The organism is Kitasatospora sp. NPDC015121 (assembly GCF_055562955.1).
This window is the reverse complement of record NZ_JBVHEH010000008.1, coordinates 98,699-113,348: the sequence shown is the minus strand read 5'-3', so window position 1 is coordinate 113,348 and position 14,650 is coordinate 98,699. Positions and strand designations below refer to the sequence as shown.

Sequence of the window (14,650 nt, the reverse complement as noted above, 5' to 3'; positions counted from 1 at the left end):
CGTCGGCCTCCCGGTCGGGGAGCGGGTCAGAACCTGCGGGCCCGGGTGACCTGGTTCAGGTGCACGAGGACGTCGTAGGCCCGGCCGATCGCGAGCCGCGGCATCGGGTCGCTGAGGTAGACCGAGCCGGCGTCGTAGGTGGGGCGGCTGACGTCCAGCCAGTCGCGGGCCGCGCGGGGGACGCCGCGCAGGTCGACGTAGTAGTCCCGGTGGCGGACCCGGTCGAGGGTGTGCTCGTTCATGTCCGGCGTGGCCGGCGGGACGGTGACGGTCTTCCAGGCGTCGGTCGGCGCGGCGTCGTTGGTGAGGAACGAGCCGCCGGCGAAGGTGAAACCGACGGCCAGGTAGCCGGGCCCGTAGGCGTCGCGCAGCCAGGAGCCCTGCGGCTTGGGGTAGAGGAAGGGGTCGGTGGCCGCGTAGCCGACGTGCCCGTTGTGCGCGGACAGCAGCACCTTGCCGCCGGTGCGCCGCTGCCACCACTCGACGTTGTCCGCCATCGCCCGGTCGCGCAGCTGCTCGGCGGCGGAGACGGAGGCCGGGTCGTCGAGGTCCAGCGCGGCGAAGGCGAACGTCCCGGCGATGTTCCGGGCGTGCTGCACCGCCCACGCGTGGGCGTCGGAGGTCCCGTCCCCGCTCGCGAGGACCAGGTCGAGGGCCTCCCGCGCCTTGGCCGCGTCGGCCAGGCGCCGCTCGCGCGGCTCCCGCAGGTAGGCGAAGGCGTCGTCGAACGGCCGCAGGTCCCGGTAGAGCGCGTCGAGCCGGGGGAGCAGGTCCGGGCGGGCGCCCCGGACGTGCGAGACGACCTGGGCGAAGAGCGGGTCGCCGAGCCGGGGGAGGCCGAGGTCGTCACCGACGAAGTGCACCGGGTGCGCCGGGCGGCTCCGGTTGTGGGAGCGCATCCAGGCGATCAGGTCGGCGAACTCCTCCCGGTCCCACGGGCTGCCGCCCAGCGCCTCCCGCACGACCTGCCGCGCGTCGCCCGGCCCGCCCTGCACGTACGCGTCGACCCGCAGGCCGCTGCTCCAACTCGTCTCCAGGGCGAAGGCCGTGAAGCCCTTCTCCTCGACCAGGTGGCGCAGCACCCGGTGCTTCATCGCGAAGAACTCGTGCGAGCCGTGGGTGGCCTCGCCGAGGCCGACCACCTCGGCGTCGCCGACCATGGCGTCCAGGGCGCGCAGGTCGGCGGTCCCGCCGCCGGGCTCCGTCGTCCGCAACGGCCGGGCGACGTCCTCCAGCGCGCGCACCACGGCGGAACGCCGCGCCGCCAGGTCCGCGCCCGCGCCACCTGCGTCGGCCGCGCCACCTGCGTCGCCCGCGCCGCCCGCGCCGCCCCGGTCCGCCGGTGCGGCGACCGCCGCCGCCGGGACCAGTGCCGACGCGGCGGCCACCGCCGCCGTCAGCACCGCGCGACGTCCGATCCGTTCGTCCTGCGCCATCGTTCCGCTCACCCCTCGCCCCGGGAGGACGCCGACCTCTTCGGCGTCCGACGAGTTGATCTTCGCGTCCGCGGGCCCGGTCGCGCGCTGGGGAGCACCCCCCTCTCGACCGGGGGAAATCCCCCGTCCCGCCCCACCGGCGGGCACCCGGTCCGGACCGAGTGGCCCCGGGGCACGGCGGGGTGCCGGACGGCCGGGGCCGGCCCGAGCGCGTCCCGGCGGGGGAGCGGGGTCAGTCGGCCGGGCCCTGGACGGTCCAGCCCGGGGCGGTGGTTTCGGGGTGGACGTCGTCGGGGTCGACGGTCTCGCCGCAGTGGTCGCAGACCCGGCGGGGGGTGTAGTCGTGGTCGTGGTGGCGCAGGCGCATGGGGGGTGCGGCGGTGAGCCAGCGGTCGCCCCAGCGCAGGAGTTCGCGGATGACGCCGAGCAGGTCGCGGCCGGCCTCGGTGAGGTGGTAGCCGTCGTGGCGGGGGTCGTCGGGCAGCGGGCGGCGTTCCAGGACGCCGTCGGCGACCAGGCTCTTCAGCCGGGCGGAGAGGCGGTCGGTGGGGGCGGCGGTGTTCTTGGCGATCTGGCGGAAGCGGTGGTTGCCGAGGGCGACTTCGCGGATGGCGAGCAGCGCCCAGCGGTCGCCGACGACCTGGAGGGCGGCGGCGGCCGAGCAGGGGCGGCCGGGCACCTGGTAGGGGTCGGCGTGCGGTGCTGTCATCGGACGGGCCTCCCTGGCGGTGGTTTGGCAATCAAAGTGTAGGCGGGCGCGCACCCCTCCGGCCAGCGTGGTTTGAATATCAAACCGCAACGTGCTTCCCTGTTCGCCATGACTCGGACGGTTTGGTTTTCAAAGCGCCGCGTGGCGTCGACGGTGATCCTGCTGGCGGTCTTCATGACCAACCTGGACCTGTGGATCGTCAACGTGGCCCTGCCCGCCATGGGCACCTCGTTCGCCCCCGCCCACGGGCACCCGGCGACCCTCGGCTCCCTGTCGTGGGTCCTCAACGCCTACGCCATCGTGCTCGCCGCCCTGCTGGTCGTCGCCGGCCGGCTGGGCGACCGGATCGGCCAGCGGCCGGTGTTCCTGGCCGGCGTCACCCTCTTCACGCTCGCCTCGGTCGCCTGCGCCCTCGCCCCGACGCTGGGCTGGCTGGTGGCCGCGCGCGCCGTCCAGGCGGCGGGCGCCGCGGCCCAGCTGCCGACGTCGCTGGCCCTGCTGCTGGCGACCGTCCCGGCCGAGCGGCGCACCCGCACCACCCGCAACTGGGCGGCGGTCGGCGGCCTCGCGGCCGCCGCCGGACCGGTCGCCGGCGGGCTGCTGGTCCAGGTCGACTGGCGCTGGATCTTCGTGATCAACGTCCCGCTCGGTATCGCCACCGTCCTCGCGGGCCTGCGCGTGCTGCCGGCCGCCGACCGCCGCGAGGAGGGGCGCCTGCCCGACCTGTTCGGCGCGCTGCTGATCACCCTCGCCGTCGCCGCCCTGTCCGGCGCCCTCGTCCAGGGGCCCGAGTGGGGCTGGGCCGACGCGGGTACCCTGCTGCTCGCGGTCCTCGCCCTGGCCGCAGGCGTCGGGTTCGCCGTCCGCTCGCTGCGGCACGACCGCCCGCTGTTCGAGCTGCACCTGCTGCGGCTGCCCCGGTTCGGCGCCGCGAGCGCCGGCACCTTCGTCTTCGGCGTCGCCTTCGCGATCATGCTGCTGTCCAACGTGCTGTGGTGCCAGGAGGTCTGGCACTGGAGCGCGCTGCGCACCGGCGTGGCCATGGTGCCCGGACCCGCCCTGGTCCCGGTCGTCACCGTCCTCACCGCACGCGCGGCGCAGCGCCTGGGCCACGGCCCGCTGGTCGCGGCCGGCGGCGTGCTCTTCGCCGCCGCGATGCTCTGGCGCGCCGCCTTCGCGTCCCTGGCCCCCGACTACTGGAAGGACCTGCTGCCGAGCATGGTCCTGGGCGGTGTCGGGGTGGGACTGGCGCTGGGCACCCTGGTGGCGGTCGGCGTGGCCGCCCTGCCCGGGCACCGCGCCGCCACCGGGTCCGCCCTGGTCAACTCGGTGCGGCAGATCTCCGCGACCGTCGGCGTCGCCCTGCTGGTCGCCGTCGTCGGCGCCCAGGCCGGCCCCGCCCAGCGCCAGGACTTCCGCGCCGCCTGGCTGGTCGCCGCGGCCCTCGCCGTCCTGACGGCCGGGATCGGCCTGTGGATCACCCGGGGCGCCGCCCGCGCGGGTCGGGGCGCGCTCCCGCCGCAGGGTGCGGGCCACCCCGCCGCGCCGACCGCGTCCGCGCCGGCCGACGCCCGCTGAACCCCGGCGCAGGGGGGACAGCCCCACCACCGGTGGCCGGTTGTCCCCCCTGCGTTCCGGCCCGCTGCCACCATGGCCGAGTGGATCTTGCGGGGCGCAGGCTGGGCACACCATGTGTTCCCGAACGAAGGAGACCCCCGTGCCCGACCTGAAGCCCTCCCGCCGCGCCGCCGTCCGGGTGGCCGTCGCGGGAGCCCTCGCCGCCCTCGTCTGCAGCACCTTCGCGGCGGGCGACGCCGGGGCCGTCATCAACGGCGACGACGCCAGTGAGCGCTACCCCTTCATGGCGGTGATCCCGATGGCGGCCCCGGAACAGGGCCTGCTGGACGCCAGTTGCGGCGGCTCGCTGATCGACCGTCAGTGGGTCCTGACGGCCGCCCACTGCGTGACGGGCGAGGGCATCGAGCTGGCCGGCACCGTCCGGGTCGGCAGCGACCGGCGGACGTCCGGCGGGACGGTGCGGAAGATCGACCGGATCGTCGTGCACCCCGGCTACGCGAACGGCGACGGAACGAGCTTCAACACGGACGACCTCGCGCTGGTCCGGCTCGACCGGCCGGTCGCCCAGCGGCCGGTGCGGATCGCGAAGGAGGCGGGGCGGCCCGGGACCCCCACCCGGCTGCTCGGCTTCGGCACCACCGTCGAGGGCGAGTTCGCCTTCTCGGAGCGGCTCCGGCAGCTGGACACCCGGCTGGGCGCCCCGTCCGAGTGCGCGCCCGGCTACGCGGACGCGACCAGGCTGTGCACGATCAGCCGCAAGGCCGGGGCGATGGCCTGCCACGGCGACTCCGGCGGCCCGCAGGTCCGGAAGGCCCGCGGCGGCCGGTGGGAACTGGTCGGCGTCACCTCCGGGCCGGGCGCTCCGGACGTGCCGTGCTCGGGCGGGCCGGGGCTCTACACCAGCGCACCCGCCTACGCGGACTGGATCGGGCGGACCCTGCGGGCCGACGGCGGCCGCGGGCCCGCGGGTCCCGTTCCCGCCCCGGTCGACGCGGTGACGGCTCGCGGGGCGGAACACCCGGCGCCTGCCGGGGGTTGACGGAGGGACGGGAACGACATCGACAGGGTGAGGAAGGCGGTGGCACGGATGGTGCGCGCGGTGTGGAACGGTGCGGTGCTGGCCGAGTCGGAGGACACGGTGCTGGTGGAGGGCAACCACTACTTCCCGGCGGAGGCGCTGAACCGGGAGTTCTTCGTCCCCAGCGCCACCACGACGGTCTGCTCCTGGAAGGGCACCGCCCGGTACTGGACGCTCTCGGTGGGCGGTGCCGAGAACCCGGACGCCGCCTGGTACTACCCGGAGCCGAAGCCGGAGGCCGAGCACGTCCGCGACCGGGTCGCCTTCTGGCGCGGGGTGGAGGTCGGCGCGGCCGAGTAGCGGCGTCGCGGGGCCGGGGCGGTCGGTCGTGCGCGGATTCTCCGTGCGCGGGGGTCGACCCCGGCCCGAGGCGTGCCGAAAACCGCCGTCGACGCCGAGCACCACACCCGGGCCGTCGCGGCGGACGGCGTCTCCTGGCGGCTCGTCCCCGGCATCGGCCGCACCACCGGCGGCATGGCCCCCGGGCCGGCCGACCCGGGTCAGAGCCCGAACAGCCGGGCCCCGTTGTCGTGGCAGACCGCGCGCAGCCAGTCCGCGCCGAGGTCCAGCCGTTCCAGGCAACGGAGTTGGTGCAGGTACGGGTACGGGATGTTGGGGAAGTCGGTGCCGAGCAGGACGCGGTCGCCGTGCCCGGCCAGCCGGGGCAGGAGGTCGCGCGGGAAGGGCGCGAACTCCTCGGTGAAGTCGGTGAACGCCATGGTGGTGTCCAGGTGCACCCGCCCGTACCGGTCGGCGAGGTCGAGGAACTCGCGGTACTCCGGCATGCCCAGGTGCGCGACCACCAGCGCCAGTCGGGGGTGCCGGGCGAGGACGCGGGCGACCGGCTCCGGCCCGGTGTGCCCGCCGGGCGCGGGCCCCGAGCCGCAGTGGATCACCACCGGTGTGCCGGCTTCCGCCAACGTCCCCCACACGGCGTCCAGTCGCCCGTCCGCCGGGTCGTAGCCGCCCACCTGCACGTGCGCCTTGAACACCCGCGCCCCGGCGTCGAGCGCCTCCCGGACGTACCCGGCCACCCCGTCCTCCGGGAAGAACGTCGCGGTGTGCAGGCAGTCCGGCGTCCGGGCCGCGAACTCCGCCGCCCAGCCGTTCAGCCAGCGGGCCATCCCGGCCTTGTGCGGGTACAGCATCGAGGTGAACGCCCGCACCCCGAACTCCCGCAGCAGCGCGGTGCGTTCGTCCTCCCCGTGCCGGTAGGTGATCGGCCAGCCGCGGGTACCGACCAGCGGCCCGTTCGCGTCGAAGTACTCCCAGACCTTGCGCAGCACCCGCTCCGGCATGAAGTGCGTGTGCACGTCCACCAGCCCGGGCAGCCCCAACCCGCCCCAGAACCGCCGCACCTCTGCGGCCTCCGCGGCCTCGGCGGCCTCGGCGGTCGCGGCCGTTGCCGCCGCCTCCTGCGGGGAACTCATCGGGACTCCTCTCGCGCCGGGTGCGCCACGAGGACGATCATGCCGCACGGCCGTCCGCCCATCGACGCCGACGGGAGCGGTACCGCGCCCGGGGGCCGGTGCTCCCGCTGATCACCTCGGTGGCGTTCCACCCGGCTCCGAGTCCGGCTCCGGCTCCGGCGCGGACGTGGGCCGCAGCTCCAGTTCCCAGCGGACCTCCCCGTCGTGCCACCGGTCGGTGCGGGTGAGCCCGGCCGCGGCGGCGACGGCGGCGGACGCCGCGTGGTCGGGGTGGACGTGGGCGACCACCGTCCGGACCGGTCGCTGCCGGAGCCAGCCCACCAGGCCGCGGGCCGCCTCGGTGGCGATGCCGCGCCGCTGCCAGGGGGAGCCCACCACCCAGGCGATCTCCGCGGTCGCCCCGGCCCGGCCCCCGGTGCTCACCGTGGCCTGGACGGTGCCGACCAGGCGGCCGCCGTCACCACCGGGACCGTGCAGTCGGACCGCCCAGTTGCACCAGGCCTCGGCGGGCTCGGGCGAGCCGGCCGCCCAGCGCGCGTACCGGGCGCGCAGCGCGGCGGGGTCGGCCGGGGCGCCGCCGATGAAGGCGTGCAGGGCGGGGTCGGACAGCGCGGCGGCCAGCTCGTCCGCGTGCTCGGCCCGCAGTGGCAGCAGGGTCAGCCGTTCGGTGCGGACGGTCTCGGGGGCGAACGCGGCCGTGCCGTCTTCGGGTCGGAACATCCGACGAGTATGCCGGGCGCGGAGCCGCCGGGCGGCCACGGACCCGCGCCGTCCCGCATTGCGTCCCGTCCGGCCCGCGTGGACGCTGGACACAGCGGGCGGGCGCCCGCCCGCGTGAGCCGAGGAGGCCACCGGTGAAGTTCATCCAGATCATCGAGTACCGGACCGGGCGGATCGAGGAGTTCGACGAGCTGCTGGACGAGTGGGTCGCCAAGAACGAGGGCCACCGCCTCGCCGTGCGCGCCCTGCAGACCAAGGACCGCGACGGCACCGACACCTATCTGAACATCGTGGAGTTCCCCTCGTACGAGGTGGCGATGGAGAACTCGGAGCGCCCCGAGACCGCCGAGTTCGCGGCCCGCGCCGCCGCGCTGTGCGACGGGCCGCCCACCTTCCGCAACCTGGACGTGATCGGCGACCGCACCCTGCTCGACTGAGGGGCCGGACACCGGCGGGGGGCTGGTCAAGGCCGTCCCGGGTGCGCAGCATGGGTACCCGTCGGTACCGCCCGGTTCAGGAGGCCACCTTGTCGCACGACCCGCTCCCGCCCAGCCACTCCACCGGCCCGTCCGGCACGCCGCTGCTCGACCACACCGTCGGCGCCGCCCTCGACCGCGCGGTGGGCGCCTTCCCGGGGCGGGAGGCGCTGGTCGAGCACGCCACCGGCCGGCGCTGGACGTACGCCCGACTCGCCGCCGACGTGGACGCGGTGGCGCTCGGCCTGCGCGCCCGCGGGGTCGGCAAGGGCGACCGGGTCGGCATCTGGGCGCCCAACCGCGCCGAGTGGACGCTCGTCCAGTACGCCACCGCCAGGCTCGGCGCGATCCTGGTGACGATCAACCCGGCTTACCGCGCGCACGAGTTGGAGTACGTGCTGAACCAGGCGGGGGTGCGGCTGCTGGTCGCCGCCGAGCGGTTCAAGTCCTCCGACTACGCGGCGATGATCGCCGAGGTGCGCCCGCGCTGCCCCGAGCTGGCGGACACCGTGCTGCTGGACGGCCCGGACTGGCCCGCCCTGCTGGCGGCGGGGGAGGCGGCGGGAGCGGCCGCCGGGGACGGCGGGCGGGCCGAACTCGCGGAGATCGAGCGGGGGTTGAGCGCCGACGAGCCGATCAACATCCAGTACACCTCGGGCACCACCGGTTTCCCGAAGGGCGCCACCCTCTCGCACCGCAACATCCTGAACAACGGCTACTTCGTCGGCGAGCTCTGCGGCTACACCGAGCGCGACCGGATCTGCGTACCGGTGCCCTTCTACCACTGCTTCGGCATGGTGATGGGCAACCTCGCGGCCCTCTCGCACGGCGCCTGCACGGTCATCCCGGCCCCCGCCTTCGACGCGGCCACCACCCTGGCCGCGGTGGCCGCCGAACGCTGCACCTCGCTGTACGGGGTGCCGACCATGTTCATCGCCGAGCTGGCCGACCCGGGCTTCGACGGGTACGACCTGTCCAGCCTGCGCACCGGCATCATGGCGGGCGCACCGTGCCCGACCGAGGTGATGAAGGGCGTGATGGAGCGGATGGGCATGACGGAGGTGTCGATCTGCTACGGCATGACGGAGACCTCCCCGGTCTCCACCCAGACCCGGGTCGACGACCCGGTCGAACGCCGGGTCTCCACCGTCGGCCGGGTCGGGCCGCACCTGGAGGTCAAGGTGGTCGATCCCGGGACCGGCCGCACCGTGCCGCGCGGCGAGCCCGGCGAACTGTGCACCCGGGGCTACTCGGTGATGCTCGGCTACTGGGCCGATCCGGCGAGGACCGCCGAGGCCGTCGACCCGGACGGCTGGATGCACACCGGCGACCTGGCGGTGATGGACGCGGACGGCTACCTCTCGATCACCGGCCGGATCAAGGACATGGTGATCCGCGGCGGCGAGAACGTGTACCCGCGCGAGGTCGAGGAGTTCCTGTACGCGCACCCGGACGTGCTCGACGTCCAGGTGATCGGGGTGCCCGACGCCAAGTACGGCGAGGAGCTGATGGCCTGGGTGCGGATGCGCGAGGGCGCGCCGCCGCTCACGGCCGAGGCGGTGCGCGCATTCTGCACCGGACGGCTCGCCCACTTCAAGATCCCGCGGTACGTGCACGTGGTCGACGAGTTCCCGATGACCGTCACCGGCAAGGTCCGCAAGGTCGAGATGCGCGAGCTCGCGGCGGCCCTCCTGGCCGGCTGAGCCGGTTCGTCCGCGCGCGGACGAACCGCCGCCGGAGCGCTGCCGAGCCGTCGCCGCACCACCGTCGAACCGTCGCCGAACCGCCGTCGACCTGCTGTTCCGCCGAGGCCGGGCCCCCGCCGGGGTCCGGCCCCGGTGCGCGTCCGCGTGGACCGGCCCTGTCGCAGGTCTTGACGCCCCTCTTTTCTCAGACGTTAAATCTCGCCGTGAAGTAAGCGACCGGCCTCCCCGACTGACGTGCGTTCAGCACGGCGCCCCGGGCCCGGCCGCCGTCCCCGGATCCCACCAGACGGGTGTGCACCCCCATGAACCGAGCTCCCCGGTCCCGCCGCTACGGCCTCGCGGCGGCCGCCGCGACCGCCCTCGTCGCGGCTCTCCTCGCCCCCACCACCCAGGCCGCCGCGGCCCCCGTGCCGCCCGGCGGCGGCAGCCTCGGCGAGAACGTCGTCGTGCTCGACCCGACCATGCCCAAGGCGCAGGTCCAGGACCGCCTGAACGCCCTCGCCCAGGCCCAGGCCGGCAACGAGTTCGGCCCCCAGCGCTACGCGATCCTGTTCAAGCCCGGCACCTACGGCACCGCCGCCGACCCGCTGGTCTTCCCGGTCGGCTTCTACGAGAGCGTGGCCGGCCTCGGCCGCAACCCCGGCGACGTGGTGATCAACGGCTCCGTCAACGTGTACAACCAGTGCGTCGGCGGCGACCAGTCGCAGTGCTACGCCACCACCAACTTCTGGCGCTCGCTGAGCAACCTCACGGTCAACGTCGCGGGCCAGAGCGGCTGCTACGGCAACACCGACTTCTGGGCGGTCTCCCAGGCCGCCCCGCTGCGCCGGGTCCAGCTGAACGGCAACGTCACGCTGATGGACTACTGCACCGGCTCGCCCGCCTGGGCCAGCGGCGGCTTCATCGCCGACTCCAAGTTCACCGGCGGCACCGTGATCAACGGCTCCCAGCAGCAGTTCTTCACCCGCAACAGCAACCTGGACGGCTGGACCAACGGCGTCTGGAACCAGGTCTTCTGCGGAACCGAGGGCGCCCCCGCCCAGTCCTTCTCCACCGAGCAGGGCGCGGCCCCCTACACCACCCTCGACACCTGCCCGGTCACCCGCGAAGCCCCCTACCTGTACCTGGACGAGCACGGCGACTACCGGGTCTTCGTGCCCGCCACGCGGCGCGACTCCCGCGGCACCAGCTGGGAGAACGGCTCCACGCCCGGCGCATCCCGCCCCCTGGACGGCTTCTACGTCGTCCGCCCCGGCGCCACCGTCCAGCAGATCAACGCCGCGCTCCGGGCCGGCCGCGACCTGCTGCTCACCCCCGGCGTGTACGAGCTGCCCGAGGCGATCAAGGTCACCCGGCCCGGCACCCAGGTCGTCGGCCTCGGCTTCGCCACCCTCGTCCCGACCCGGGGCAACGCCGCGATCAAGGTCGACGACGTCGACGGCGTCAACGTCTCGGGCCTGATCGTCGACGCGGGGGAGGAGCGGTCGCAGGTCCTGGTGCAGGTCGGCAACCGCGGCAGCAAGGCCGCCCACCCCGGCGACCCGATCGCGCTCTCCGACGTGTTCTTCCGGGTCGGCGGCGCGCTGAACGGTTCCGCCACCACCGCCCTGGAGGTCAACAGCGACGACACCCTGATCGACGACGCCTGGATCTGGCGCGCCGACCACGGCACCGGCGGCGGCAGCTGGACCAGCGCCCGCAGCGACACCGGCCTGATCGTCAACGGCGACCGGGTCACCGCCACCGGCCTCGCCGTCGAGCACTTCCAGAAGACCGAGGTGCAGTGGAACGGCGAGCAGGGCCGGGTGGTCTTCTTCCAGAACGAGAACCCCTACGACGTGCCCAACCAGGCCGCGTGGATGGCGAGCGAACGCCAGAAGGGCTACCCGGCCTTCGCCGTCGGCCCGAAGGTGAAGACCTTCGAGGGCTGGGGCATGGGCAGCTACTCGTACTTCAACCAGGGCGTCGACATCCGCAACTCGACGGCCTTCCAGGTGCCGGCCACCCCCGGCGTCAAGCTCCACGACCTGCTGACCGTCTTCCTCAACGGCTCCGGCGGCATCGACTCGGTGGTCAACGGCACCGGCCGGGCCGTCGACCCGAGCTTCGGCGGACCCAGCAACATCGTCTCCTACCCGTGACGTGTCACCGATGACGCGACATGCGTGAGGGGTCACCGATGACGCGACATCGAAACCGGTGACGCGTCACCCACATACATGACGTGTCACCGAAACCCGTGACGTGTCACCGAGCCCGGCCCGCCGCTTCCTCCGGCCCGAGGACGCGGCGGGCCGCACCACGCGGGCCCCCACCCCCGATCTGGGGGTCCGCGCCGTGCCTCGCCGCCCTCGCCGTGGACCGGGTCCGGTTCGAACGGCCGGCCTGACCGTTCACCCTTCCGGAGGCCCTCATTCTCAGCAAATCATCAGGAATGCCGTCATTCGGCCCAATACCCCGATCGACCGCCTGACGGATGGTCAGGTAGAAGTGCCTTCGCGGGAAGGCGCCTTGACCATCCGTCAGAGGAGTGCCCGACTTGTCCCGTCTCCAGCCCACCCGTCCCGTCCGCCTCACTCGCCCCACCCGGCGCGCACTGACCGCCACCGCCGCGTTCGTCGCCGCCGCGAGCGCGCTGGCCGTCCCCGCCGCGCACTCCACCGGCAGCCTGCCCGCCGCCCCGAACCACCGGATCGCCGCCGCGACCACCATCATCGAGAACCGGCTGCCGTTCACCACCCGCTTCGAGGGCGACTTCCACGGCGGCATCACCCACATCAGCAACACCCTGATGACCTGCGACGAGACCCAGCCGCCGGTCGACCCCGCCCAGGCCCCCTGCGCACAGGCCCGCAACGGCGACGGGCCGCGCCCGATCAACAACAACTTCCCGATGAAGTACATCAACATCGACGGCCCGGGCCACGTCGGCCCGCTCGGCGACGCGATCTACTCCTCCAGCTCCGCCGACCTCCAGCTCCCCGAGGGCGCCACCGTCAAGTTCGCCCGCCTCTACTGGGGCGGCACCCGCGGCATCGGCGACACGGTGCTGCCCGAGAGCCAGATCGACGAGATCTACTTCAAGTTCCCCGGCGACGCCCAGTACACCAACATCGCCAACCAGCAGCCCTCCATCGGCTACATCACCACCAACGAGGAGAGCAGCTACCAGGCCTCCGCCGACATCACCGACCAGGTCCGCAACCACGGCTCCGGCACGTACGAGGCCGCCGACATGGACTCCGTCGTCAAGCCGCACAGCTGGGGCGGCTGGACGGTCGTCGTCGCCTACGAGCGCGACTGCGAACCCCTGCGCCACCTGCACGTCTGGGACGGCTTCCAGCCCGAGCTCCCCAACAGCCCCGCCCTCACCGGCACCCTGTCCGGCCTCAAGACCCCCGCGACCGGCCCCGTCACCGGCCACCTCGGCTGGGTGGTCTACGACGGCGACCACAAGTGGACCGGCGACACGATGGACCTCAAGTCCACCAACGGCCCGCTCACCCGCTTCACCGACGCCCTGCACCCCGCCAACGACGCCTTCACCTCCAACCTCGACAACGCCGACCCCGCCCAGCGCTTCCCGCGCAACCCCGCCTACCCCAACACCTTCGGATACGACGCCAACCGCTGGGACGTCTCCCCGTACCTGCGCAACGGCGACACCGACATCAGCGTCACCGTCAACACCGAAGGCGACGGCTACAACCTCGGCGTCTTCTACGCCGACGTCGACATCGACCCGGCCACCCTCCGCGGCGTCAAGACCCAGCCGCGCTCGGCCTGGACCGGCCAGCGCTGACACTCGGCCGGCGGTGACGTCCGGCCAGCGCTGACGACCGGCCCGTCGCGGGGAGAGCACCCGCGACGGGCCGGAGCCGGTCACCGGCCGCGGGCGGTCAGCAGGCCGCGGCCGGCGAGCAGCGGGAGCAGGCCCTCGCCGACCCGGTAGGCCTCCTCCAGGTGGGGGACGCCGGACAGGACGAACTCGTCCACGCCCAGCCGGTGGTACTCCTCGATCCGGTCCGCGACCTCCGCGTGGCTGCCCACCAGCGCGGTGCCCGCGCCCCCGCGCACCAGGCCGAAGCCGGCCCACAGGTTCGGGTACACCTCCAGGCGGTCGACCGCCCCGCCGTGCAGCTCCCGCATCCGCCGCTGCCCCTCCGACTCGCTCCGGGCCAGGGCGAGCTGGGTCTGCCGGATCCGCTCGGCGTCCATCCCGGCCAGCAGCCGGTCGGCCTCGGCCCAGGCCTGCGCGGAGGTGTCCCGGGTGATGGCGTGCAGCCGGACGCCGAACCTCGGCCGACGCCCGTGCGCGGCGGCCAGCTCCCGGATCCGCCCGATCTTCGCCGCCACCAGCGGCGGCGGCTCGCCCCAGGTCAGGTACACGTCCGCGTGCCGGGCGGCGACCCGCTCCGCCGCCGCCGACGAGCCGCCGAAGTACACCGGGGGCACCGGATCGGGCAGCCGGGTCAGCTCCGCGCCCTCCACCCGCAGGTGCGGGCCCGCGTGGTCGACCCGCTCACCGCGCCACAGCCGGCCGGTCACCGACAGGAACTCCCCGGCCCGCGCGTACCGGCCGTCCTTGTCGAGGAAGTCCCCGTACGCCCGCTGCTCCCGGGACTCGCCGCCGGTCACCACGTTCAGCGCCAGCCGGCCGCCGGACAGGCGCTGGTAGGTCGTCGCCATCTGGGCGGCCAGGGTCGGCGAGAGCAGCCCCGGCCGGAACGCCACCAGGAAGGACAGCCGCTCGGTCCGGGCGGCCAGCATCGCCGTGGTCAGCCAGGCGTCCTCGCACCACGGGCCGGTCGGGGTCAACACCCCGGCGAATCCCAGCAGTTCGGCCGCCCGGGCGACCTGCTCCAGGTACCCCAGGGACGGCGGCCGGTCCCCGCCGGACGCCCCCGGCACGGAGCCGTGGCCCCCGCCGACCACCTCGCGGCTGTCGCCGGTGGTCGGCAGGAACCAGTGCACGGTCAGCCCCACGCCCCCTCCCCGGCGCCCGGCGCGAACCCGCCGAACCCGCCGTCGTGGTGCACCAGCGGCTCCCCGCCCCGGACGTCCGCCGCGACCACCTCGCCCACCACCAGCAGGTGGTCGCCGACCGGGTGCAGCCCCACCCGGCGGGCCGTCAGCCGGGCGGCGGCGCCTTCAAGCAGCGGAGTGCCGTGCGGGCCCACGCGCCACGGCACGCCGGCGAACCGGTCGGTGCCGCTACGGGCGAACGCCCGCGCCAGCTCCTCCTGGCCGCGGTGCAGCACGTGCACGGTGAACGCGTCGGCCGCGCGCACCGCCGGGGCCGTGGACGCCCCCGAGGCGAGGTAGAAGGAGACCAGCGCGGGCTCCAGGCTCACCGAGGTGAACGAGGTCGCGGTGAACCCGGCCGGCCCGGCCACGGTGACCACCACCACCCCGGACGCGTGCCGGCGCAGCGTGCGGCGCAGCAGTTCGGCGGGCGGGGCGGTGGGCGCCGTGGCGGGCGGGCGTTCGTCGAGCGTGGTCACGGGGTGGTCCTTT

13 protein-coding genes and 1 pseudogene are annotated in these 14,650 nt (G+C 74.5%); 8 read left to right on the top strand and 6 right to left on the bottom strand.

Annotated features, from left to right (window positions below):
• Positions 1–26: 26 nt before the first annotated feature.
• Entirely contained in the window at positions 27–1,436 is a 1,410-nt protein-coding gene (locus ACZ3J7_RS13840; protein ID WP_465620185.1) for an erythromycin esterase family protein, read from the bottom strand.
• Between the two features lie 232 nt (positions 1,437–1,668).
• Positions 1,669–2,145, bottom strand: coding sequence for a winged helix-turn-helix transcriptional regulator (locus ACZ3J7_RS13835; protein WP_465620183.1), 477 nt, complete (start codon positions 2,143–2,145; stop codon positions 1,669–1,671).
• A gap of 141 nt (positions 2,146–2,286) precedes the next feature.
• Here ACZ3J7_RS13835 and ACZ3J7_RS13830 point away from each other — a divergent pair, with 141 nt between their 5' ends.
• The 4 genes and pseudogenes from ACZ3J7_RS13830 to ACZ3J7_RS13815 all read left to right on the top strand — a co-directional run.
• Positions 2,287–3,723: an MFS transporter gene (locus tag ACZ3J7_RS13830; protein ID WP_465620181.1), complete on the top strand. Its 1,437-nt coding sequence runs from the start codon at positions 2,287–2,289 to the stop codon at positions 3,721–3,723.
• Positions 3,724–3,862: 139 nt separating this feature from the next.
• Entirely contained in the window at positions 3,863–4,762 is a 900-nt protein-coding gene (locus ACZ3J7_RS13825; RefSeq protein ID WP_465620179.1) for a S1 family peptidase, read from the top strand.
• A 48-nt stretch (positions 4,763–4,810) separates the two neighbouring features.
• Complete coding sequence (locus ACZ3J7_RS13820; RefSeq protein WP_465620537.1) at positions 4,811–5,101, top strand: DUF427 domain-containing protein; 291 nt, start codon at positions 4,811–4,813, stop codon at positions 5,099–5,101.
• A gap of 72 nt (positions 5,102–5,173) precedes the next feature.
• Positions 5,174–5,260 (top strand): annotated as a pseudogene (locus ACZ3J7_RS13815) (hypothetical protein); the annotation flags it as partial.
• A gap of 41 nt (positions 5,261–5,301) precedes the next feature.
• Here ACZ3J7_RS13815 and ACZ3J7_RS13810 read toward each other — a convergent pair.
• Both ACZ3J7_RS13810 and ACZ3J7_RS13805 read right to left on the bottom strand, forming a co-directional pair.
• On the bottom strand, positions 5,302–6,231 hold the full coding sequence (locus ACZ3J7_RS13810) for an amidohydrolase family protein (protein WP_465620177.1): 930 nt from the start codon (positions 6,229–6,231) through the stop codon (positions 5,302–5,304).
• A 111-nt stretch (positions 6,232–6,342) separates the two neighbouring features.
• Complete coding sequence (locus tag ACZ3J7_RS13805; protein ID WP_465620175.1) at positions 6,343–6,951, bottom strand: GNAT family N-acetyltransferase; 609 nt, start codon at positions 6,949–6,951, stop codon at positions 6,343–6,345.
• A gap of 134 nt (positions 6,952–7,085) precedes the next feature.
• On the opposite strand from ACZ3J7_RS13805, the gene ACZ3J7_RS13800 reads away from it, so the two are divergent.
• The 4 genes from ACZ3J7_RS13800 (at position 7,086) to ACZ3J7_RS13785 (ending at position 12,935) form a co-directional block, all read left to right on the top strand.
• Positions 7,086–7,388: a hypothetical protein gene (locus ACZ3J7_RS13800; RefSeq protein WP_465620172.1), complete on the top strand. Its 303-nt coding sequence runs from the start codon at positions 7,086–7,088 to the stop codon at positions 7,386–7,388.
• Between the two features lie 50 nt (positions 7,389–7,438).
• A complete protein-coding gene (locus ACZ3J7_RS13795; protein WP_465620169.1) occupies positions 7,439–9,130 on the top strand; it encodes an AMP-binding protein in 1,692 nt (563 codons plus the stop codon).
• Between the two features lie 305 nt (positions 9,131–9,435).
• Positions 9,436–11,274, top strand: a complete 1,839-nt coding sequence (locus ACZ3J7_RS13790) for a hypothetical protein (protein ID WP_465620168.1) — start codon at positions 9,436–9,438, stop codon at positions 11,272–11,274.
• A gap of 398 nt (positions 11,275–11,672) precedes the next feature.
• On the top strand, positions 11,673–12,935 hold the full coding sequence (locus ACZ3J7_RS13785) for a hypothetical protein (RefSeq protein ID WP_465620166.1): 1,263 nt from the start codon (positions 11,673–11,675) through the stop codon (positions 12,933–12,935).
• An 80-nt stretch (positions 12,936–13,015) separates the two neighbouring features.
• On the opposite strand, the gene ACZ3J7_RS13780 is transcribed toward ACZ3J7_RS13785, so the two are convergent.
• Positions 13,016–14,119, bottom strand: coding sequence for an LLM class flavin-dependent oxidoreductase (locus tag ACZ3J7_RS13780; protein WP_465620164.1), 1,104 nt, complete (start codon positions 14,117–14,119; stop codon positions 13,016–13,018).
• On the bottom strand, positions 14,110–14,637 hold the full coding sequence (locus ACZ3J7_RS13775; protein ID WP_465620161.1) for a flavin reductase family protein: 528 nt from the start codon (positions 14,635–14,637) through the stop codon (positions 14,110–14,112). Before ACZ3J7_RS13775 ends, ACZ3J7_RS13780 begins: the two co-directional genes overlap by 10 nt.
• Positions 14,638–14,650: the final 13 nt, after the last annotated feature.

What these genes read in the sequence shown, in the direction of transcription:
- ACZ3J7_RS13790 (WP_465620168.1), top strand. Translation starts at nt 9,436, where the DNA reads ATGAACCGAGCTCCCCGGTCCCGCCGCTACGGCCTCGCGGCGGCCGCC.
- ACZ3J7_RS13805 (WP_465620175.1), bottom strand. Translation starts at nt 6,951, where the DNA reads ATGTTCCGACCCGAAGACGGCACGGCCGCGTTCGCCCCCGAGACCGTC.
- ACZ3J7_RS13795 (WP_465620169.1), top strand. Translation starts at nt 7,439, where the DNA reads ATGGGTACCCGTCGGTACCGCCCGGTTCAGGAGGCCACCTTGTCGCAC.
- ACZ3J7_RS13810 (WP_465620177.1), bottom strand. Translation starts at nt 6,231, where the DNA reads ATGAGTTCCCCGCAGGAGGCGGCGGCAACGGCCGCGACCGCCGAGGCC.
- ACZ3J7_RS13835 (WP_465620183.1), bottom strand. Translation starts at nt 2,145, where the DNA reads ATGACAGCACCGCACGCCGACCCCTACCAGGTGCCCGGCCGCCCCTGC.
- ACZ3J7_RS13840 (WP_465620185.1), bottom strand. Translation starts at nt 1,436, where the DNA reads ATGGCGCAGGACGAACGGATCGGACGTCGCGCGGTGCTGACGGCGGCG.
- ACZ3J7_RS13820 (WP_465620537.1), top strand. Translation starts at nt 4,811, where the DNA reads ATGGTGCGCGCGGTGTGGAACGGTGCGGTGCTGGCCGAGTCGGAGGAC.